This window comes from Vibrio sp. 1078-1, assembly GCF_033340475.1.
On record NZ_JAWOWM010000018.1, the window covers coordinates 43,182 to 66,537 of the forward strand.

Annotated in this window: 18 protein-coding genes; 14 read left to right on the top strand and 4 right to left on the bottom strand. The window is 46.3% G+C overall.

Features of this window, described 5'->3' with window-relative positions; all coding sequences use genetic code 11:
- Window positions 1-104: 104 nt before the first annotated feature.
- The 5 genes from R7190_RS22395 to R7190_RS22415 all read left to right on the top strand — a co-directional run bounded on the left by R7190_RS22395 (window position 105) and on the right by R7190_RS22415 (window position 4,679).
- Entirely contained in the window at window positions 105-368 is a 264-nt protein-coding gene (locus tag R7190_RS22395) for a DUF4212 domain-containing protein (protein ID WP_005382373.1), read from the top strand.
- Window positions 369-380: 12 nt separating this feature from the next.
- A complete protein-coding gene (locus R7190_RS22400; protein WP_054577281.1) occupies window positions 381-2,108 on the top strand; it encodes a sodium:solute symporter family protein in 1,728 nt (575 codons plus the stop codon).
- Between the two features lie 108 nt (window positions 2,109-2,216).
- On the top strand, window positions 2,217-2,699 hold the full coding sequence (locus R7190_RS22405) for a hypothetical protein (RefSeq protein WP_005382371.1): 483 nt from the start codon (window positions 2,217-2,219) through the stop codon (window positions 2,697-2,699).
- Between the two features lie 199 nt (window positions 2,700-2,898).
- Window positions 2,899-3,276, top strand: a complete 378-nt coding sequence (locus R7190_RS22410) for a hypothetical protein (RefSeq protein WP_005382370.1) — start codon at window positions 2,899-2,901, stop codon at window positions 3,274-3,276.
- A 17-nt stretch (window positions 3,277-3,293) separates the two neighbouring features.
- A complete protein-coding gene (locus R7190_RS22415) occupies window positions 3,294-4,679 on the top strand; it encodes a class II fumarate hydratase (protein WP_054577282.1) in 1,386 nt (461 codons plus the stop codon).
- Window positions 4,680-4,770: 91 nt separating this feature from the next.
- On the opposite strand, the gene R7190_RS22420 is transcribed toward R7190_RS22415, so the two are convergent.
- Both R7190_RS22420 and R7190_RS22425 read right to left on the bottom strand, forming a co-directional pair.
- Window positions 4,771-8,202 carry a PAS-domain containing protein gene (locus R7190_RS22420; protein WP_054577283.1) on the bottom strand — a complete coding sequence of 1,144 codons (3,432 nt, stop codon included), beginning with the start codon at window positions 8,200-8,202 and terminating at the stop codon, window positions 4,771-4,773.
- 135 nt (window positions 8,203-8,337) lie between these two features.
- A complete protein-coding gene (locus tag R7190_RS22425; protein WP_042523701.1) occupies window positions 8,338-9,525 on the bottom strand; it encodes a 3-phenylpropionate MFS transporter in 1,188 nt (395 codons plus the stop codon).
- Between the two features lie 233 nt (window positions 9,526-9,758).
- Here R7190_RS22425 and R7190_RS22430 point away from each other — a divergent pair, with 233 nt between their 5' ends.
- The 9 genes from R7190_RS22430 to fis all read left to right on the top strand — a co-directional run bounded on the left by R7190_RS22430 (window position 9,759) and on the right by fis (window position 19,553).
- Window positions 9,759-11,585 (top strand): DUF294 nucleotidyltransferase-like domain-containing protein, encoded by a 1,827-nt coding sequence (locus R7190_RS22430; RefSeq protein ID WP_025768817.1) that lies wholly within the window; start codon window positions 9,759-9,761, stop codon window positions 11,583-11,585.
- Window positions 11,586-11,618: 33 nt separating this feature from the next.
- Complete coding sequence (locus R7190_RS22435; protein WP_186584602.1) at window positions 11,619-12,248, top strand: 3'-5' exonuclease; 630 nt, start codon at window positions 11,619-11,621, stop codon at window positions 12,246-12,248.
- Window positions 12,249-12,485: 237 nt separating this feature from the next.
- Window positions 12,486-14,438 (top strand): acetate--CoA ligase, encoded by a 1,953-nt coding sequence (gene acs, locus R7190_RS22440; protein WP_005386359.1) that lies wholly within the window; start codon window positions 12,486-12,488, stop codon window positions 14,436-14,438.
- Window positions 14,439-14,741: 303 nt separating this feature from the next.
- Entirely contained in the window at window positions 14,742-15,191 is a 450-nt protein-coding gene (aroQ, locus tag R7190_RS22445) for a type II 3-dehydroquinate dehydratase (protein WP_042523695.1), read from the top strand.
- Between the two features lie 61 nt (window positions 15,192-15,252).
- Window positions 15,253-15,714, top strand: a complete 462-nt coding sequence (accB, locus tag R7190_RS22450; protein ID WP_025768820.1) for an acetyl-CoA carboxylase biotin carboxyl carrier protein — start codon at window positions 15,253-15,255, stop codon at window positions 15,712-15,714.
- A gap of 14 nt (window positions 15,715-15,728) precedes the next feature.
- Entirely contained in the window at window positions 15,729-17,072 is a 1,344-nt protein-coding gene (gene accC / locus R7190_RS22455) for an acetyl-CoA carboxylase biotin carboxylase subunit (protein WP_005382509.1), read from the top strand.
- 165 nt (window positions 17,073-17,237) lie between these two features.
- A complete protein-coding gene (prmA, locus tag R7190_RS22460) occupies window positions 17,238-18,125 on the top strand; it encodes a 50S ribosomal protein L11 methyltransferase (protein ID WP_005382507.1) in 888 nt (295 codons plus the stop codon).
- Between the two features lie 139 nt (window positions 18,126-18,264).
- Window positions 18,265-19,233 (top strand): tRNA dihydrouridine synthase DusB, encoded by a 969-nt coding sequence (gene dusB, locus R7190_RS22465; protein ID WP_005382505.1) that lies wholly within the window; start codon window positions 18,265-18,267, stop codon window positions 19,231-19,233.
- Window positions 19,234-19,256: 23 nt separating this feature from the next.
- The gene (gene fis / locus R7190_RS22470) at window positions 19,257-19,553 is read left to right on the top strand and encodes a DNA-binding transcriptional regulator Fis (protein ID WP_000462885.1); all 297 of its coding nucleotides are present in this window, start codon (window positions 19,257-19,259) and stop codon (window positions 19,551-19,553) included.
- Window positions 19,554-19,627: 74 nt separating this feature from the next.
- Here fis and R7190_RS22475 read toward each other — a convergent pair whose 3' ends face one another.
- Together R7190_RS22475 and R7190_RS22480 are read right to left on the bottom strand one after the other, a co-directional pair.
- Complete coding sequence (locus tag R7190_RS22475) at window positions 19,628-20,785, bottom strand: MFS transporter (protein WP_042523691.1); 1,158 nt, start codon at window positions 20,783-20,785, stop codon at window positions 19,628-19,630.
- A complete protein-coding gene (locus tag R7190_RS22480) occupies window positions 20,782-22,353 on the bottom strand; it encodes an ABC-F family ATP-binding cassette domain-containing protein (protein ID WP_025768822.1) in 1,572 nt (523 codons plus the stop codon). The genes R7190_RS22475 and R7190_RS22480 overlap by 4 nt, the downstream gene beginning before the upstream one ends.
- Between the last annotated feature and the right edge of the window lie 1,003 nt (window positions 22,354-23,356).

Genomic DNA, 23,356 nt, shown 5'->3' on the forward strand with positions numbered 1-23,356 from the left:
TTTTAACACCCCGACTAAAGTTGAAAAGAGTTATTGCCAACACCTTGCTAATGTACATATTGAAACATTTCATTAACAACAATACCAATCGTAAGGAGACGGCAATGGCATTTGAAAGTGAAGAAAGAGCCAAAGCCTATTGGGACAAAAACGTGAAGCTCATGATCGGCCTAATGGTCATCTGGTTCGTCGTGTCTTTCGGCTGCGGCATTTTATTTGTCGACGTACTAAATCAATTTCAACTAGGCGGCTACAAACTCGGTTTCTGGTTTGCTCAACAAGGCTCCATCTATGCCTTCCTAGGAATTATTTTCTATTACGCATGGAAGATGCGCCAAATTGACCGTGAATTCGGCGTGGACGAATAAGGAGTCACTCAGATGGATTTGAAAACTATTACCTACCTGGTCGTTGGCGCCACGTTCATCCTGTACATCGGGATTGCTATTTGGGCTCGCGCCGGATCAACCAAAGAGTTTTATGTTGCTGGTGGCGGTGTAAACCCGATTGCAAACGGTATGGCAACCGCAGCCGATTGGATGTCCGCAGCGTCGTTTATCTCAATGGCAGGCTTAATTGCCTTCATGGGCTATGGCGGCTCAGTATTTCTAATGGGTTGGACTGGTGGCTACGTTCTGCTTGCGCTGTTGCTAGCGCCTTACCTACGCAAATTTGGTAAGTTTACGGTGCCAGAGTTTGTTGGTGAACGCTTTTACTCCAACACAGCACGTATCGTAGCGGTTGTTTGTCTTATCATCGCATCAGTGACTTATGTTATCGGTCAGATGAAAGGCGTGGGCGTTGCGTTTGGTCGCTTCTTAGAAGTGGATTACTCCACCGGCCTATTAATTGGTATGTGTATCGTTTTCATGTACGCGGTTCTTGGCGGCATGAAAGGCATCACTTACACGCAGATTGCTCAATATTGCGTACTCATTCTTGCTTACACTATCCCTGCAATCTTTATCTCTCTGCAACTCACTGGTAACCCAATCCCACAAATTGGTCTGGGGAGTACCATGGCTGGTACCGATGTCTATCTACTCGATCGGCTTGACCAAGTTGTGACCGAACTCGGATTCAGTGAATACACGACCCAAGTACGTGGCGACACACTTAATATGTTTGTCTACACCATGTCACTGATGATTGGTACTGCCGGTCTACCACACGTAATTATCCGTTTCTTTACCGTGCCGAAGGTTCGCGACGCACGTACATCAGCAGGCTGGGCTCTGATCTTCATCGCAATCCTTTACACTACTGCACCAGCGGTATCAGCGATGGCTCGCCTCAACCTAATGAATACGGTAAATCCAGCTCCGGGTCAGCACCTAGCGTATGACGAGCGTCCTGCGTGGTTCAAAAACTGGGAAACAACTGGACTACTCGGTTTTGACGATAAAAATGGCGATGGCAATATCCAATACACTTCAGATGCGTCCACCAACGAACTGCGCGTTGATAACGACATCATGGTATTGGCTAACCCAGAGATCGCTAAACTACCAAACTGGGTGATCGCACTTGTGGCAGCAGGTGGTCTTGCAGCTGCACTATCTACCGCAGCAGGTTTACTACTCGCCATTTCTTCAGCTATTTCCCATGACTTAATCAAAGGGGTTATCAATCCGAACATATCCGAGAAAAAAGAGCTACTTGCTAGTCGAATATCAATGGCAGTAGCGATAGCAGCCGCAGGCTATCTCGGTTTAAATCCGCCTGGATTTGCCGCAGGTACGGTAGCACTCGCCTTTGGTCTTGCCGCTTCATCCATCTTCCCTGCATTGATGATGGGCATCTTCAGCAAGAGCATCAATAAAGAAGGCGCAATCGCCGGTATGATTGCAGGTATCAGTATTACGCTGTTCTACGTATTCCAACACAAAGGCATCCTTTTCGTTGCTGATTGGAAATATCTAGAAAGCTGGGGAACAAACTGGTTCCTGGGTATTGAGCCAAACGCGTTTGGTGCTATTGGCGCACTATTTAACTTCATCGTCGCATTCGCTGTCTCCAAAGTAACAGCAGAAACGCCACAAGAAGTAAAAGACCTAGTCGAACACGTTCGCGTGCCAATAGGTGCTGGTAGTGCAGTGGATCACTAAAAACTAATCAAAACCACAAAAGCCCCGCTTGGAACCAGCCGTCCGGGGCTTTTTTATTCTCACTTTTCAGTTACCATATTCGCAGTATGTCGTTGCAAGGAAGCCAAGATGTTCAAAAACAAGCACTTTATTCTCGCTCTACTGATTGCGCCAGTTCTCTCTTTGATCGCTTACTTCGGTACCGATATGGCCCTCAGCGAGAAACCCCACGCGGCGCAAGAAGGGGAAACTTACAAACTCGCGAGTAAGTCTAATTGTCGTTACACCAGTGGTCTGTGTGATATGGAAAATGGCGATTTTAAAGTGAAATTTCGCTCTGAAAAACTCACTAAAAATAACTTAGAATTGTCACTCAACGCCGCTTACCCACTCGAAGGGGTTAAAGTTTCTATTGTGAGTGACAAAGAGAAAAACGCTCAACCGATTGATATGAAGCCCGCCGATCAAGCAGGCCAAAGCTGGTACATCACCTTACCAAAGCCTGCATCTGCAGAAAGCTGGTTAAGAGTCGTCATTCAATCAGGCGGCACACTGTATTATGGTGAAACACAAACCGCATTTGTGAAGTACGAAACCTTATTTACTGAATAACGGCGACAAGCTAATTCACCGGTATTCAAACGACAGTGACTTAGTTTCACTCAGCATAAATGAATTCCTACTCAGCCGACGCCTTTGCGTCGGCTTTTGTTTCCGTAAGTCTTTCTTCAACAACCTCTTACTCTAAAAAGGGTTGCCAATCCACAACTTAATTGATAATAATTATCATTACATTTAATGAGAGGTGGTTATGGACAACAAACGGGACATCTTTAACGCATTTTTTAAAGCCCAAGATAGATTCCTTCTCGCCGCACCACATGGCTTTGAGCCAGACGTGATTCATGACTATATTCATTGGGGAATGGTGTTGTCTTCTTGTTATGAACACGATGCCGATGAAGAAAATCTATTGTTGTGTGAGCTGTTTTTACGTCAGGTTTATTTCCATTTACTAGACGCAATTCAAGACTCAACTCGCAGTCGTATCTTCCGTCGTGTCTGTCTCGATTCTATCCATACGCCATTATTTTGCCTCAAACGCTATTACTACCAGTTTGAACAAGGCGACGTGAAATTTCTCGCACTACAACAACAATTACGCCTGATTCAAATCTCACTCGATTAACCAAAAGGATCCCTACCATGAGCACCGAATTCCGCATAGAAACTGACAGTATGGGCGAAGTAACGGTCCCTGCAGATGCTCTCTACCAAGCCCAGACTCAACGCGCCGTCGATAACTTCTCATTCAGTCAACATAAAATGCCATCTGGTTTTATCAAAGCGTTAGCACACATCAAGCAGACTGCGGCACTCACCAACGCACAGCTAGGGCTGCTTGAGGGAGATATTGCCAACGCGATTGCTGACGCAGCTCAAGCAATTATCGAAGGCAATCATATTGAGCAATTCCCAATTGACGTATTTCAAACCGGATCAGGTACTAGCTCAAATATGAATGCGAATGAGGTAATTGCAACACTGGCCTCCCAGCATCTAGGCGGCACTGTCAGCCCTAATGATCACGTCAATATGGGACAAAGCAGCAACGATGTGGTACCAACGGCCATTCAAGTTAGCGCAGCATTAGCCATTGAAAAACAGCTCTTCCCGGCCCTGTCACACCTAAGCCAAACACTAGAGTCTAAGCAACAAGCATTGAAAGATGTTGTAAAAACCGGTCGCACCCACTTAATGGACGCGATGCCAATTACCTTTGCTCAAGAACTTGGCGGTTGGCAGTTCCAAATCGAGCATGCAAAACAAGCGATTGAACAAACACTTCCTGCTGTAAAAGCCTTAGCCCAAGGTGGTACGGCGGTTGGAACGGGGATCAATGCCGATCCACGCTTTGCAGACTTATTCGCTAGCAACCTAACCCAGTCAACTCGTATTCAGTTCATGGCCAGTGATAACTTCTTTTTCAATTTAAGCAGTCAAGATGCGATCGTCGCTCTGTCGGGACAGCTCAAAACAGCAGCAGTTGCGATCATGAAGATCGCAAATGATCTTCGTTGGATGAATTCAGGTCCATTGGCTGGTTTAGGTGAGATTGAATTACAAGGCTTGCAACCGGGTTCTTCCATCATGCCTGGCAAAGTAAATCCTGTGATCCCAGAAGCCGCAGCTATGGCATCAGCGCAAGTCATTGGTAATGACACCACCATTACCGTCGCAGGCCAAGCGGGCAACTTCCAGCTTAACGTCATGCTGCCAGTTATTGCTCATAACGTATTGGAGAGCATCGAGTTACTCTCTAACAGCGCAACCGCTTTAGCTGACAAAGCCATTGCGACGTTTGAAGTTCGCCAAGATAACTTGGATGTAGCACTCGCCAAAAACCCTATTTTGGTCACGGCTCTCAACCCGGTCATTGGTTACCTAAAAGCGGCAGAAGTCGCGAAAAAAGCCTACAAACAGGGACGCGCGATTATTGATGTCGCGGAAGAAGAAACTGATTTGGATAGAGCCACACTAGAGCGATTGCTTAATCCAGCCAAACTGACTCAAGGCGGCGTCGCAGAATAAGCGGCAAACTCAGCCTATCAACTAAGATTACAAACATCGAGACCTCCATTCGGAGGTCTCTTTTTATAGCGATTTTTCAAACACTCCAATCCTAAGCGACTCGATTGAGCACCGAACGCAGCTTAAGCGGCTTAACTGGCTTAGCAATAAAGCTGAACCCATTTGCTTTGATGCCATCAAGCATATCATCGGTACGATCTGCACTGATGATGACGCCTTCAAAGCTGTGGCCTAATCTTAGGCGGCATTGCTGTAGCACTTCTAAACCAGTACGACCATCATCAAGTCGGTAATCGGAGAAAATTACATCCGGAATCCAACCATCCTCAAGCGCTTGTAGACTTTCAACTAAATCAATCGCAACTCGTGTATCGCAGCCCCATCGGGAAAGTAAGTTTTCCATGCCGACTAGAATGTCAGGCTCATTATCGACACATAGGATTCTCAGATGACCAAGTTCAGATTGCTTACTCATTGCCACGTGAACTGGATGAGGCTGAACATGATCAGCTTTATCTAGGGTGATGGAAAAAACACTGCCTTTTCCAACCCAAGAGCGCATCGAAATTTCATGCCCAAGTACCTGAGCAATTCCTTTCGAAATCGCCAAACCAAGTCCGAGGCCTTGGTCGGAACGAACTTGAGTTCCGCGATTAAACTCTTCAAAAATCTCTTGCTGCTTCTCTTCTTCAATCCCCACTCCATTATCCCATACATCAATACGCACTCGCCCTTTCACGCGGCGAACACCGAGTGCGACTTTGCCATTCGGGTTATAACGAAACGCATTGGTCAGGAAGTTTTGCACCACACGGCGCAGCAGTTTGGGATCCGACTTAACCATGAGTGAGGACGGAATCATGGTGAACTCTATACCTTGCTGTTTGGCTAACGCACTAAACTCAGCATTCAAATTCGATAACACATCATTTAACGCAAAGCCATGCACGTTGACTTCCAACTTGCCCGATTCCAAACGCGAGATATCCAGCAAATCTCCAATTAAGTCTTCGGCAGCCTCTAAAGCACTTTCAATGTGTGCTGACAGCTTTTTGGCTTCGCTGTCTTTGGCGACTTCCGATAGTGAAGATGCGAATAGACGCGCCGCGTTGAGCGGTTGCATCAAGTCATGGCTTACTGCCGCCAAGAACCGTGATTTGGACTTCGATTCCAAATCAGAGCGCTGCGTCGCTTCCACCAGCTGCTTGTTGAGTTGTTCTAATTCTCGAGTCCGCAGACGTACCCTTTCTTCCAATGTCTCGTTGGCGTCTTTCAGTGCTTGCTCTGCATCACGGAATACGGTGATGTCGGTAAAGCTCATCACAAAGCCACCACCTGGCATTGGGTTACCTTGCACCTCTATCACGCGACCATCGGGACGAACCCGAGAAGAGGTGTGCCGAGTCCCTTGCTCAAGGTGATAAACACGGCGACGAACGTGGTCATCAGGGTCACCAGGGCCACACAACCCCTGCTCTGCATTGTGCCGAATCACATCCGCAATCGGTCGACCTACTTGAATCAGGCCTGGCGGAAATTCAAAGAGTTCTAAATAGCGTTGGTTCCACGCTACCAAGCGTAGTTGCTTATCGACGACCGCAATACCTTGTCCAATATGCTCAATCGCGCCTTGGAGTAAACCCCGACTAAAATCGTACAGTTCAGAGGCTTCATCGACGATAGTCGCCACCTCTTCAAGCTGCATGTTTCTTCCTTGCAGAGCAGAAGTAAGTACTAACTTAGCAGAAGATGCTCCAAATACCCCTGCTAGCACACGCTCCGTATGCCGAATCAGAGAAGATGGCGCTTGTTGATTCGGCATCAACTCTTCTCGTTGCTGGCTCCAGTAGGCTTGAAACGCCGCTTTAACTCGCGTTCGTCCTACAAATCTAGACGCTAGCATTTCCAGTTCTGCAACCGTAACGCGGCTCTGGTACAGACTCATATTTTCGCTTTCAGGCAGCGGTGTACCAACGAATGATGCCGATTGTAAGCGCTCACTTAGGCTTGGTCGGGTAGCCATAGAAACCACAACAAAACACACTGCATTAGCGACCACACTGAGGATCATCCCCCAATCTGAAATCGCGATATCAAAACTAGCCAATACCTCTGGTGGCGTAATCAACCAGATCAGGAAGTTATTACTGGCGTCTCCGGCAAGCATGTCTGTTTGGCTCATTAACGTAATCAACCAGGTAGCAAAACCCACCGCGAGGCCAACATACACACCTTTCTTATTCCCTTGACGCCAATACATACCGCCAACCAGCGCAGGAGCGAATTGCGTGATAGCCGCGAACGAGAGAAAGCCGATAGCAGACAGTGAATGAATAGTGTCCAACGCTTGATAGAAACACCACGCGCCAATCAACAAAACTAATATCAAACCACGGCGGATCCGCAGTAATAATTCAGAAAAATGGTGATGGTTACGCTGCGTCAGTCGCATGCGACGCAATAGCAATGGCATAACCAAGTCATTCGAGACCATGATCGCTAAGGCAATCGTCGATACGATAACCATGCCACTTGCCGCTGAAGTACCGCCTAGAAACGCAAGTAAGGCGATTTCACTCGCCCCTACCGACATCGGCACACTGATGACATAAGTATCAGGCGAAGCGCCACTCAAGAGACCTTGCCCTACCCACGCAATAGGTAAAACAAAAATCCCCATTAAGATCAGATAAATGGGGAACAACCAACGAGCCACGTGCAAATCTTGAGCACGTTCATTTTCCACAACCATCGTATGGAATTGTCGCGGAAGGCAAACGATCGCCAGCATCGTGAGTACAGTATGAATCAATATAGTCGGGATATTTGGTGACTGATACGTCTGTGCGGCAACATCAATTAAGCTCAAATTCTCGGTGTTCATCGCCAACCAAACAATGAAAACACCAACCACTAAAAAAGCCAGCAGTTTGATAATGGATTCGAAGGCAATTGCCATCATCATCCCACGATGGTGTTCCGTGTTATCAATGTGGCGGGTACCGAATAGCATCGTAAAAATCGCCAATGCGACCACAACAAACCACGACACGCTATCGTTTTGATAACCAAAATCAGTAGCCAGCTCCGGAGCAATGATTTCAAGCCCCATAGTGATACCACGCAGCTGTAAAGCGATGTACGGCAAAATTCCCGCAACCGCTATGAGCGTAACAACCACGGCCAAACCTTGGGATTTACCGTAGCGTGCTCCGATAAAGTCAGCAATCGACGTGATGTGTTCCCGTTTAGCAATCAAAATAAGCCGAGCTAAAACGCGCCATCCGATGGTAAACACTAAAATGGGAGCAATATAGATAGGCAAGAAAGACCAAGGATTACTGCTGGCCTGCCCGACCGTGCCGTAGAAGGTCCACGATGTACAGTACACCGCAATGGAAAGGCTATAAATCCAAGGCCGCCAGCGCGCTAGCCACCTTTTCTGAATGTCGCCGTACCACGCGATGATAAATAAAGCTCCCAAATACGCTAAAGAAACGGGAACCACCAGCCATCCTTGCATCCGATATCCTTTCTTGCCTTTCTTGCTACTTTTAAAGCAAGAGAATAAAAAAACCTCTCCATGAGGGAGAGGTTTCATTTAACACTGCTTTGATAACGGAGACAAAGCTTAGTTTTTAACCTTTGTTACATAAGTCTAATTCTGTGTTTCAAGTGGCTTGTCTGATACATCAACCACCTGATGTGGGTCTTGCGAATCAAGCTTGATGAACAGAGCCAATAACCCCATCGCGGCCATGCCCCAGAACACAAGCGATCCCCAGTGCTCATAACCCCAGCCACTCAATACGGTCATTAACGCGATAAATGCGCCCAACGGAATCGCGTTATACAACGCTTGCAACGCTACGATCTTATTTTCTTCGGAGTTTTGGATATATTGGATCGCGGCAATGTGTGCGGTAGCGAAAGTCACACCATGCAATAGTTGAACAACCACCAAAGCAATAATTGATGTTGTCGACGCCGTAATACCCCAACGCATCATTACACCAACGGCAGCAGCAATAAACAGCGCGCGTATTGACCAACCTACGAATAAGCGCTTACTCAATGCAAACACTGCCACTTCTGCGGCCACTCCTAAGCTCCACAAGTAGCCAATGACATCTTCCGAGTGACCAGCGGCCTTCCAGTGAATCGCACTAAAGCCGTAGTAAGCCGCATGACTGCCCTGAATTAGTGACACCAACACTAAGAATTTTAGTATCGGCTTGTCGGTCAAAAGAGCGGTCAGCTTTGGACGTTCTGCGCTTTGCCCACCGTGCGTTACAGGCATTGGGTTAGTCGGTCGCATAGCAAACAGCAACGAGATAAACACGCCGAACATCGCAGTGTACAAGATCATATCGGAGCCAAATTCAGCCACCAGGTAGCCCACTGCCGTCGAGCCTGCGATAAAGGCGATCGAACCCCATAGCCGCGTGCGGCCATAATCGAGCATTTTCAGGCGAGCGTAGTAATTTGCCATCGCGTCCGACAACGGAATAATCGGTCCACAACAAAGATTGAACAACACTGTCGCTAGTGCCATTAACCAAAAGCTACCACCCGTAAAAAAGTGAAATCCAACAAAAAGGAGGGCAGCGAAACTCAACCAACGTAAAGCAGGCATAAGATGTTCGACTTTGTGTACTCGTGGGGTGATCACGATATTGGCAACACAACGTGTCGCAAGGCCTAACCCGACCAGCAAACCGATATCTGTCGAAGATACGCCCTGATCCTTAAACCAAAGTGACCAAAATGGCAGATACACGCCATACGCAAAGAAGAATCCGAGAAAGTACTGGGAAATCCAGCCATACGGAGAAGGTTTCAACATTACTAATATCCTAAAACGGGAACACCAACGTTCGAGCCGGGAATTATGGATCGCCATGCGTATTATAAAAAGGGAAGAATAAGAAACTTATCGTTTCCTCGATGGAATACTAACTTTGCGACATTTGGCATCTTCAAGCGAAAACATCGTAATTTAGACCAAAGTCGTCTGGCTTCCGGTAAGAAATTTGTCAGACTTAGAGAGTGTTCCTTCCATCATTATTGGGTGTTCTCATGCCTGACAAATTTAACATGCAATCTCCACCGTTCGATCGCTTAACTGAAGCACAACAAACGCGACTGCGATCGTCTCTGGACGTCGCCTACTATCGAGCTCGAGATGTTATTTTATCCTGCGGACAGAAGAACCCCCACTTACATATTCTGATCAAAGGCGCGGTAGAAGAGCGCTCCAACGATCAACAGGAAGTGTTCGCACATTATGCCAACGACGATATGTTCGATGTACGCTCGTTACTTGAAGACAAGGTACGTCATCACTACATCGCGCTTGAGGACACGCTCTCTTACCTACTGCCGAAAGAAATTTTCCTTGCCCTTTACAACGAAAATGGCCAGTTTGCAGCCTATTTCGATAACAATTTATCGAAACGGCAAGAGCTCATCGAAGCGGCCCATCAACAGCAAAACTTAGCGGAGTTTATTCTCACTAAAGTTGACCGCAGCATTTATCACCCACCGATGATCCTTGAACCAAATACACCAATTAACGAGGTAACACGTTCCTTAAAAGAAAATGGGATTGACGCTGCATTGGTTCAACTCCATGGCGATGATCCACGATTGGAAAAATGGCCATCAGCCCACCCGTACGCAATAGTGACTCGTACTAATATGCTGCATTCTGTGATGTTGGATGGTTGCGCGCTCGACACACCAGTGGGTGAGATCGCGAGCTTTCCTGTTTATCACGTTGATGATGGTGACTTTCTATTCAACGCCATGATCACAATGACCAGAAACAGAATGAAACGCCTCATGGTATGTGAAGGCAACAGAGCCGTCGGCATGCTGGATATGACCCAAATTCTTAGCGCGTTCTCAACCCACTCTCACGTGTTAACGCTCAGTATTGCTCGAGCAAGCAGCGTGGAAGAGCTCGCTTTGGCCTCAAACCGCCAACGTCAATTGGTCGAGAGCTTATTGAAAAACGGCATCCGCACTCGCTTCATCATGGAGCTGATCTCAGCCGTAAACGAGCAAATTATCGAGAAAGCGTTCGAGTTAGTAATACCACCAGCCTTGCACGACCATTGTTGCTTGATCGTACTCGGCTCTGAAGGCCGAGGAGAGCAAATTCTCAAAACCGATCAAGACAATGCCCTGATTATTCAAGATGGTCTGGAATGGCCTCATTGCGAACAAGTGATGCAATCCTTCACACACACCCTACAACAGCTCGGTTATCCACTTTGCCCTGGTAAAGTGATGGTTAACAACCCGAAATGGGTCAAAACACAGCAAGAATGGATAAGCACCCTAAACCACTGGATAGCTAAAGCCGAACCACAACAAATCATGGACTTAGCCATTTTCAGTGACGCCCATGCTGTTGCTGGGAATTGCGAGCTGCTGGCTCCAATTGCGGCGCATCTTCGTGACACAATGAAAGATCGCATGTTGATATTGTCTGACTTTACTCGCCCTGCCTTGCAGTTTTCGGTGCCCCTAACTCTATTTGGCAACGTAAAAAGTGCTAAAGACGGATTGGACATTAAACGCGGCGGTATTTTCCCAATTGTACACGGCATTCGCACCTTGTCTTTGGAATATGCCATTGAGGAGAAGAACACGTTTGAGCGCATTGAAGCTCTGAGAAATAAGCGCATCTTAGAATCTGAAACGGCAGATAATCTCAACGAAGCACTGAAATTGTTCTTTAAACTTCGTCTTAATCAGCAACTCAAAAAGCAAGAAGCGTTGAATAACATTGATATTAAACAACTGGATAGAACTGAGCGTGATTTGCTTCGCCACAGCTTACATGTGGTGAAGAAATTTAAGCAATTTTTAGGCTTCCATTATCAAATTCGTGATTAACCCTGATTTTCATAAATCACAGAGGCGTAAGCAATGAACTGGTTACAACGCAAATACTGGTACTACAAATTGAAAGGCTCGCCTTATCAGTCGCTGTTTTGCACGCCAGATAAAACAGAATACGTCTCTCTTGACTGCGAAACCACCAGCCTTGACCCAAATCGTGCCGAGCTGGTGACTATTGCAGCCACCAAGATCATCGACAACCGTATTATCACCAGTCAACCATTTGAAGTCCGCTTACGCGCGCCACAATCGCTCGACTCTGGCTCGGTCAAGATCCATCGAATTCGCCACCAAGACTTAGTCGATGGCATCAGTGAAAAAGAGGCGCTGCTCGAGCTGCTCGACTTTATCAGCAACCGACCACTTGTGGGCTATCACATTCGTTACGATAAAAAGATCTTAGACCTTGCTTGTCTGCGGCAACTTGGCTTCCCACTTCCTAACCCACTCATCGAGGTCAGTCAGATTTATCACGATAAGTTGGAACGACATTTGCCGAATGCCTATTTCGACTTAAGTCTGGATGCCATTTGTAAACACCTCGAACTTCCTATCCAAGACAAACACGACGCCTTGCAAGACGCGATTTCTGCCGCTTTGGTCTTTGTCCGCTTAACGAAAGGCGATTTACCCAACCTAACCGCGCCGTATACATAAAAATCAGTTGACCTAGCTCCCAGAAATACTTTTGTTTCAGCGATTTCCCGGCGCTTCCATCACTCTCATCCTAAAGTCTAATTGTGGAATTACGCGCGGTGACTGACAGTTATAAGCACAACGTCGTCATTACCACGACCAAGTTATTTAGAACCAAAAAACAGCCCTACAAAAATATATTCAAAATCTTATCTAGATTGGTGTAAGGCCGAGAAATAAGGCACAAGGAGAGAAGCCATGAGCGAAGCCCACGTTTATCCGGTAAAAGAAAATATTAAAACTCATACACACGCGGATAATGATACTTACTTAGCCATGTATCAGCAGTCGGTAACCGATCCAGAGGGCTTCTGGAACGAACACGGCAAAATCGTTGATTGGATCAAACCTTTCACCAAAGTAAAAAGCACTTCTTTCGACACTGGCCATGTTGATATTCGCTGGTTTGAAGATGGCACACTGAACGTCTCGGCTAACTGTATTGACCGTCATCTTGCAGAACACGGGGATGACGTCGCCATCATTTGGGAAGGCGATGATCCAGCCGACGACAAAACACTCACTTTCAACGAACTACACAAAGAAGTGTGTAAATTCTCCAACGCATTGAAAGAGCAAGGCGTACGCAAGGGCGACGTGGTGTGTCTATACATGCCAATGGTGCCAGAAGCTGCAGTGGCTATGCTCGCTTGTACCCGTATTGGTGCGGTTCACACCGTAGTATTTGGCGGTTTCTCACCAGAAGCGCTATCCGGCCGTATCATCGACTCTGACGCTAAAGTCGTGATCACCGCAGACGAAGGCGTACGTGGCGGACGCGCTGTTCCACTGAAAAAGAACGTGGATGAAGCACTAACCAACCCAGACGTAAAAACCATCAATAAAGTCGTCGTGCTTAAACGTACAGGTGGTGATGTTGAATGGCATGAACACCGTGATGTTTGGTGGCACGAAGCAACAGCCAACGTTTCTGACGTTTGCCCACCAGAAGAGATGAAAGCCGAAGACCCGCTGTTCATCCTCTACACATCTGGCTCGACAGGTAAACCTAAAGGCGTACTACATACTACTGGCGGTTACCTCGTCTACGCGGCAATGACCTTTAAATATGTCTTCGATTATCAACCAGGTGAAACCTTCTGGTGTACCGCGGATGTGGGCTGGATTACAGGCCATACTTACCTAATTTATGGTCCACTAGCGAACGGGGCCAAAACCATTCTGTTTGAAGGTGTTCCAAACTACCCAAGCACGGCTCGTATGAGTGAAGTGGTTGATAAGCACCAAGTGAACATTCTCTACACTGCGCCAACCGCTATTCGTGCACTAATGGCAAAAGGTAACGAAGCGGTAGCAGGGACATCTCGTTCAAGCTTACGTGTGATGGGTTCAGTAGGTGAGCCTATCAACCCTGAAGCGTGGGAGTGGTACTACAAAACGATTGGTAACGAGAGCTCGCCTATCGTTGATACTTGGTGGCAAACAGAGACCGGCGGTATCTTAATTGCACCACTACCAGGTGCAACAGATTTAAAACCAGGCTCAGCAACTCGACCATTCTTCGGAGTCCAACCTGCACTGGTTGATAACATGGGCAACATCATTGAAGAAACCGCAGCAGAAGGTAACTTGGTGATCCTTGATTCATGGCCAGGTCAGATGCGCACTGTTTATGGCGACCACGAGCGCTTTGAACAGACCTACTTCTCAACCTTCAAGGGAATGTACTTTACTAGTGATGGAGCTCGTCGTGACGAAGACGGTTACTACTGGATCACGGGCCGTGTTGATGACGTACTAAACGTGTCGGGTCACCGCATGGGTACCGCTGAAATAGAATCGGCTCTTGTCGCACATCATAAAATTGCTGAGGCCGCTATTGTGGGCATTCCGCATGATATCAAAGGCCAAGCTATCTACGCTTACATTACCTTGAACGATGGTGAATTCCCGTCAGCAGAGCTACACAAAGAAGTGAAAGATTGGGTGCGTAAAGAGATTGGTCCAATTGCAACACCAGATGTACTGCACTGGACGGATTCCTTACCGAAGACTCGTTCTGGTAAGATCATGCGTCGAATCCTGCGTAAAATTGCAACGGGTGATACCAGCAACCTCGGAGACACATCAACGCTTGCCGATCCGAGCGTTGTAGATAAACTTATCGCAGAGAAAGCAGAATTGGCATAAATTCAACCAACTGTTTTAAAAGCACTTTAAAAACCGCCATCACTCATGGCGGTTTTTTGCTTTAGTGCGCAAATTGGCCACACAAAAAATATGGCAATTATGTTGTTTTTGTTAACTTGGTTACAGAAACGAGAGTGGCTATTAGGAGATTAGACCAGTAAATTGCTGCTAATTGCTATGAATTAGCTATAATCTTGGTCGATTTTTTAAAATTTGCTCGGTTTTAACAAAAAAATCGTGCTGAACTATCGTATATTTGGGAATATAAACGTTCCACTCACGATAAGGGAAGATAGCAACACAATGTCTGCAAAGTCACGGATTCTTGTTCTAAACGGACCAAATCTTAATCTATTGGGTCTGCGCGAACCGACACACTATGGTCACAGTACCTTAGCTCAAGTTGTGGATACTCTTACAGAGCAAGCCCATAACGCTGGGGTAGAACTGGAACACCTACAATCAAATCGTGAGTACGAACTGATTGAAGCCATTCACTCTGCCTATGGCAAGATTGACTTCATCATCATCAATCCAGCGGCTTTCACTCATACTAGTGTGGCGCTGCGAGATGCATTACTTGGCGTCGCCATCCCATTTATTGAGGTGCACTTATCAAATGTGCATGCACGTGAACCATTCCGTCATCACTCTTATCTGTCAGATAAAGCAGAGGGTGTGATTTGCGGTTTAGGCGCACAAGGCTATGAATTTGCTCTGTCTGCAGCGATCAATAAGCTACAGGCAAAGTAACCCTAACACTCTGCAACCCTACGAGGGTTGTCTTAATCACAAGATAAAAGAGAAAGAAAAGATGGATATTCGTAAAATCAAGAAGCTAATTGAGTTAGTTGAAGAGTCTGGCATTGCTGAGCTAGAGATCTCTGAAGGTGAAGAGTCAGTGCGCATCAGCCGTCATGGCACTGCAGCCCCTCAAGCACCAATTCACTACGCAGCAGCTCCAGCAGCGGCACCTGCTCCAGTAGCAGCGGCACCAGTAGCGGAAGCACCAGCAGCAGAAGCTCCAGCAGCAACACCTGTAGGTCACCAAGTTCTTTCTCCAATGGTTGGTACTTTCTACCGCTCTCCAAGCCCAGACTCTAAAGCATTCGTAGAAGTGGGTCAGAAAGTAAATGCTGGCGATACTCTGTGTATTGTTGAAGCAATGAAAATGATGAACCAAATCGAAGCGGACAAATCTGGCGTTGTTACAGCAATCCTAGCTGAAGACGGCCAACCAGTTGAATTCGACCAACCTCTTGTTGTAATCGAATAAGCGGGGCTTGCCTTATGCTAGACAAAGTAGTCATCGCGAACCGAGGTGAAATTGCACTTCGTATTCTTCGCGCTTGTAAAGAATTAGGTATTAAGACCGTCGCTGTTCACTCAACAGCGGACCGCGATCTTAAGCACGTACTACTCGCAGACGAAACCGTATGTATCGGCCCTGCTCGTGGTATCGACAGCTACCTAAACATTCCACGCATCATTTCTGCAGCAGAAGTGACTGGTGCTGTGGCTATCCACCCAGGTTACGGCTTCCTGTCTGAAAACGCAGACTTCGCAGAGCAAGTTGAGCGCAGTGGTTTCATCTTCGTTGGTCCAAAGGCAGACACTATCCGCCTAATGGGCGATAAAGTATCTGCTATCAATGCAATGAAGAAAGCAGGCGTTCCTTGTGTACCGGGTTCTGACGGCCCTCTAGACAATGACGAAGAGAAAAACAAAGCATTTGCTAAGCGCATTGGTTACCCAGTAATCATCAAAGCATCTGGCGGCGGCGGCGGTCGTGGTATGCGTGTTGTTCGCGCAGAGAAAGACCTTATCCAAGCCATTGCAATGACACGTGCTGAAGCAAAAGCGGCGTTCAACAATGACATGGTTTACATGGAGAAATTCCTAGAAAACCCTCGTCACGTTGAAGTTCAGGTTATTGCTGACGGTCAAGGCGGCGCAATCCACCTTGGTGAGCGTGACTGTTCAATGCAACGTCGTCACCAAAAAGTAGTGGAAGAAGCTCCAGCACCTGGTATCACCGAAGAAATGCGTAAGTACATCGGTGAACGCTGTACTCGTGCATGTATCGAGATCGGTTACCGCGGCGCAGGTACGTTTGAATTCCTATACGAGAACGGTGAGTTCTACTTCATCGAAATGAACACTCGTATTCAGGTAGAGCACCCAGTAACAGAGATGGTTACTGGCATCGACCTAATCAAAGAACAGCTTCGTGTTGCAGCGGGTCAGCCTCTGTCATTCACTCAAGATGATATTAAGATCCGTGGCCATGCGATTGAGTGTCGTATCAACGCAGAAGACCCTGAGCGCTTCCTACCATCTCCGGGTAAGATCGAGCGTTTCCACGCTCCTGGCGGTATGGGTGTACGTTGGGAATCTCATATCTACACAGGCTACACAGTTCCACCTCATTACGATTCAATGATTGGTAAACTGATCACTTACGGTGAGAACCGTGATGTAGCGATTGCACGTATGAAAAACGCACTGGGTGAGATGATCATCGAAGGCATCAAAACTAACGTGCCACTGCAATTCTCCATTATGAATGACGAAAACTTCCAACACGGTGGTGCAAACATCCACTACCTAGAGAAGAAGCTTGGCTTACAATAAGCCTAAGCAAACGTCTTAAAAAATGCCCACTCCCGTGGGCATTTTTGTTTTATATGTACGCGAACGGCTCAACATATAAATCGGCTTATTTGGGTATATACTCAAACAAATCGTAGAGTTCTGGTAAACTCTGCGCCACTTCATTCACTTTAAGAGCAAAAACCAATGCCTTGGATTCAAATCAAACTCAACGCGACCAATGAAAACGCTGAGCAAATCGGCGATATGCTAATGGAAGAGACTGGCGCGCTGTCTGTTACATTCTTAGACGCGCAGGATACACCTGTATTCGAACCTCTACCTGGCGAAACTCGCTTATGGGGCGATACTGATATTCTGGCACTGTATGATGCAGAAGCAGACACTAACTTCATCATCGACCAAATTAAAGCGAGCAATATGCTGGCTGACAATTTTGCTTACAAAGTAGAACAGCTTGAAGATAAAGACTGGGAACGCGAATGGATGGAAAACTTCCACCCAATGAAATTTGGTGAACGCCTATGGATTTGTCCAAGCTGGCGCGACATTCCAGATCCTGACGCTGTTAATGTTATGTTGGATCCAGGCCTTGCATTCGGTACGGGTACTCACCCTACAACAGCACTTTGTCTTGAGTGGCTAGAAAGCATGGACTTAAGCGGTAAGACCGTTATCGACTTCGGTTGTGGCTCAGGTATTCTTGCGATCGCAGCGATCAAACTGGGCGCTGAAAAAGTGATAGGGATCGATATTGATCCTCAAGCCCTGCTTGCTTCAAAAGACAATGCTGAGCGTAATGGCGTTGCAGACAAACTAGAAGTTTACTTACCGCAAAATCAACCTGAAGGTCTCGTCGCTGACGTCGTTGTGGCCAACATCCTTGCAGGACCTTTACGTGAACTTGCACCAATCATTAAAGGCCTAGTTAAACCAAATGGCGACCTTGCAATGTCTGGCGTATTAGACACCCAAGCTGAAGATGTTGCGAACTATTACCGTGACGAGCTTCACATTGACCCGATTGTTGAGCAAAGTGAATGGTGTCGCATCTCTGGTCGTAAGCAAGGCTAGACAAGGTTTTCAGAGCTAATTGTTTGAAATTCATACAATTTACAAAAACAATTTGTAAATGCTCAAATATTAGTCTTTTCACGCAGTGAAAAAATGCGTAAAATGCGCGCCCTTGCTGGTACAGAACTGTGATGACGTTTTGAAAATCGGAAACTATCAACTTAAGAACAATCTAATCGTAGCCCCTATGGCTGGTGTAACGGATAGACCGTTTCGCGAGTTGTGTCTTCGCTATGGTGCGGGAATGGCCGTCAGTGAAATGATGTCTGCTAACCCAAAGCTATGGGGAACGTCAAAGTCGAAACAGCGCATGGTACACGAGGGCGAATCGGGCATTCGCTCTGTACAGATTGCGGGTTCCGATCCACAGCTTATGGCGGATGCAGCTCAATTCAGTGTTGAGAACGGTGCACAAATCATCGACATCAACATGGGCTGCCCGGCAAAAAAAGTGAATAAGAAGCTAGCGGGCTCTGCTCTGCTTCAATACCCAAACATTATCGAAGAGATTTTGAAAGCGGTCGTGAATGCAGTGGACGTTCCTGTAACGTTAAAGACTCGAACTGGCTGGGATACAGACAACAAGAACTGTGTCCAGATCGCTAAATTAGCCGAAAACTGCGGCATACAAGCTCTTGCTCTGCATGGCAGAACGAAAGCATGTATGTACAAAGGTGAGGCCGAATATGACAGCATTAAAGCGGTAAAAGAGGCGATTTCAATTCCGGTTATCGCGAACGGTGATATCGATAGCCCGGAGAAAGCCAAATTTGTACTGGAGTACACCGGTGCGGACGCTTTAATGATTGGACGCCCTGCCCAGGGTCGTCCTTGGATTTTCCAGGAAATCCATCACTATTTGGAAAACGGCACCACAATGGAGGAACTTCCAACTGAGGAAGTGAAAACCATTATGCTTGGTCATGTAAATGCTCTGCATGAATTTTATGGGGAGTTCTTAGGTCCACGTATCGCGCGCAAGCACGTTGGGTGGTACCTGAAAGAGCATGAACAGGCAAGTGAGTTTCGCCGTACCTTCAACGCTATCGACGCAGCTCCGCTGCAAATTGAGGCGTTAGAAGGTTATTTTGATAACGTTGCATCATAATTAAGAGAAGAGCTAGACCGAATATGTTCGAACAAAATCTGACTTCAGAAGCATTAACAGTAACTACAGTAACGTCACAAGACCAGATTACTCAGAAGCCTTTACGTGACTCTGTTAAAGCGTCTCTTAAAAACTACCTTGCTCAACTAAACGGCCAGGAAGTAACAGAACTATACGAATTAGTTCTAGCTGAAGTTGAACAGCCACTACTAGATACTATCATGCAGTACACTCGCGGTAACCAAACTCGCGCAGCAACTATGATGGGTATCAACCGCGGTACTCTTCGCAAGAAACTTAAGAAATACGGCATGAACTAAGACCGTTTTTCAAAAAGTATTTGGAACAAGCCGTTACCTTTTTAGGTAACGGCTTTTCTTTATCTACTAAAACACTACGAATAACGCTCACTTTGTTCAGTATTACCAACTGGCTTTAAGATAACTACTGCTGAGCCAAACAATAGGAAAGCCACGAAAGCGACCCATTCATTGCCTACAGAATACGCGAAGCCCGCCAAGGCAGACCAAATCGCGACACCAAAGTGCATCATACTCATTCCAAAAGACATTAACACACCTCGATATTCATCAGATAAGCTTGCGATATGTGCTTGTAATGCCGGAGAACCAACCCCTCCAGCGAGAGACCAGAGCACTAGAACTGGAAGATAAGCGGTCACCGTACTCATCTCATTTGAGAACACCCATGCACTGCAAGGTATGCACACCATTAAAGCCACTCGCATAACGGCTCGAGAGCTACCAAGCCAACAGCAAGCTCTCCCCACGCACATATTTCCAACCACACTAACGATCCCTAGAGCAGCATAAATAGCGCCCACCCAACCGAGCGCCAACTCGCTGGTATCTCGAATATGGAGGCCTATCAGGTTAAATACACCAATACCTCCCCCTAGGCCTAAACACATCGCTAGAATCGCTCTCAACGCGCCTGGAAGATGAATGACGTCTGCGATAGGTGGCAGAGTATCTGACTTCTTGGACTCATTATGCTTGTTGTTCATGAACACTACGCTCATGGCACTGACAAGAAGAGCCGCAACGCCCAAAATAATAAAAGCGGCACGCCATGATAAAAGCTGGGTCAACAATGCTCCGATCGCCGGGCTAGTTATCATACCTAGCGTTAATCCCGCCTGAACCATCACAATTTGACGCATCGCTCTATTACCCTTCGCGTCTCCCGCTAACGCGAATGCAATTGGTAACATGCCTGCACTTGCAATACCAGTGATCACACGAGTTGCAATAGCAAGTTCAAAATCATGAACTATGCCCGTCGTAATAGGCACAACCCCAAATACAAAGCAAGCAGGCACCATGATACGAATACGCCCAGCTCGGTCTGATAAACGGCCCAAGTAAGGAGCGAAAATTGCTATGGCTAAACTATATGCCGTAATAAATAAGGTCACCTGACTCGGTTGAACACTTAAATCATTTCCGATAGGTTCAAGAATAGATCCAAGCATCAACTCATCAGCACCAACAAGAAAAGCAACGAGAAATAGGATCATGGACTGCATCATAGCTCCACCTCCTGTTCTGTTTCCGATTCAGCACAAGTGAGCAACGAAATATCTAAAACTCTATCAGGCCAAGATTGCAAAAATGCCTTCTCATGAGATACCACAATCACGCTACCGGAAAAGCGCTGGAGAGCCTCTTTAAGCGCATTTTTACTGCTGCTATCCAAGTGTGTTGTTGGTTCGTCCAACAGCAAAACATTGCATTTCTGAACCGATAAACAACACAACTTCACCCGAGTTTGCTCACCACCGCTCAATGTATCTAAGTGGCGCTGCGTCTTATCCCCCGTAATCCCAAAGCGAGCTAATAGCTTGCGTGACTCTTTGCTTGAGATTGTTGGCGCACAAGAGCACAGCTCCTGTTCAGGCGTGTTCTGAGGATGGCGCCAAGACAAATCTTGAGAAAAATAACCAATCATTGCACCTTTTGCCAATACCACCTCACCAGAGAGTGGCTCGATCTTCCCCATCAGGGTTTTAAGTAAGGTCGACTTACCCACGCCGTTAAAGCCAGCAACAACCAACTTTTCCCCGCGCGCTAACGTGATATCAAATACTGGAAGCAGAGGCTGCTGATAACCGATCATCAACGCTTTTGCCTCAACCACATTCGGTTGCTCAATGGGCTGGTAAGCAAAGTCAAACGTCGATACTTTCTCTACATGATTCAGTTGAATACGTTCGATTTTATCCAGTCTCTTCTTACGCCCTTTAGCAAGACTGGCGTTAACTCCTGCACCATTTTGGGCAATAAATTTCTCTAACTTTCGAATTTCACTTTGCTGAGCCTTATATTGCTTTTCTAATAAAGCACCGTCGTGCTGCTTTTGCTGCATTGCTTTGACATAAGTACCGCTGTATTTTCGAACCGTTTGATAATCAATATCACAAACACTGGTCGCTACTTGATTAAGGAAATCAATATCATGAGAAACCAGTAAAACGGTGCCAATGTAATCATTGAGAAACGCGACTAGCCATTCAATGTGCGGAGCATCAAGATAGTTTGTCGGCTCATCAAGAATTAACACATCGGGGTTGCGAAGTAACAACTTGCCTAAAAGGACTTTGTGTCTTTGACCACCACTTAGCGAGACAAGCGGTGTATCTAAGCCAAATTGATAAATACCAAGACCTACAGCAACTCGTTCAATTTTGGTATTAATTGCATAGAAGTCTTCATCTTCTAAATATGCCTGTAGCCGAGCGACTTGGCTTAAAAGAGATGTAGAGTGAGACTCGGTCATCGCCTGATACAAAGTCCAAAGCTTCTGCTCGGCAGCGTATAAGTTCTCAAAAGCACTCTTTAAGCATTCATAAACCGTCAGCGCATTATCCATCTTAAAATGTTGCTCTAAATACCCCACCTCAAGGTTTGGTAACCAGTCAATGCAGCCCTTATCTGCAGATAATTCACCAATAAGCAATTTTAATAAGGTGCTTTTTCCAACACCATTCGCTCCGGTGATACCTATTTTCTCTCCCACGTTAATACGAAAGGTTACGTTGTTGTATAACGTCTTATCAGCTATCTGATAAGACAAATTTTTAACTTGTAAAATACTCATGTTTTCAACTAAATAAAAAAGGGCCGGTGATCAATACCGGCCCTTATTTCAATACTGGGTAATGCTTTGTAGCTGCTTAACAGATACAAAAAGGCCGATGATGAAATATCACCGGCCATCTCTTCTCTTTTATCAGGTGTACAAGCTCCTGCGTATAACTTCAGCGAAGCTACCCACACATAAAACACCTGATGAAGATTAATTTAAGACTCCGAGCAACACTTCATCGCGTTTTTTGCATGGAGTTCAGCCTTCTTACAAAGCTTTTAAACAAGAGATATAACATGATTTACTGTCGAAAAAATATTCGATGTGAAGCGTACACCTTTAGAATAAAAAGTACCAGATAATTATTAAAACTATCGTGACTTACACGAAGGTCCACAGAAAGAAGACTTTTCCTCAGTCAATGTGCCAGGTGAACTGCTTACTCAGCAAACACAGCTATGAAAGCACCTATACCGCTCACGTTATACGTACGTAGTGGTGGCTTTGAAGGTTGGAGAGGGTTAGAGGGAAGAAGTAGCGAATATACTTTAAGACACTGGCTTAAATAGGTCGACAAAACAAAATCCATGTTTGGAAAGTTTTAAATGCGCTGAGTTTATATTAATAAGCGCCTATGGCTAAATCAAAACATCTAAAGCAGAGAAATCTCCCCCGAAAATAACATAACCTAGTGAATAAATTTTCCAGGTAATAATAAAGGAAGCTTTGGTAAGTAAGCACAAGGGCTGAGAACTAGCGCTCGATACTAGGACCCGGTTCAGTAGAAACCACACAAAACTGAGTTCCACTTCACTCATATAGGGCTTAGAAAGCATCGCCAGAGGGAAGCCGGCCTCTCGATGCAAGGTTTCAATACGAAAGTGGGTTTAAGGTAAGTCGGGGAACCAAAACGAAAAAAGCCCCAGTCTTTCGACTGAGGCTTAATATAAGTGGCGGAGTGGACGGGACTCGAACCCGCGACCCCCGGCGTGACAGGCCGGTATTCTAACCAACT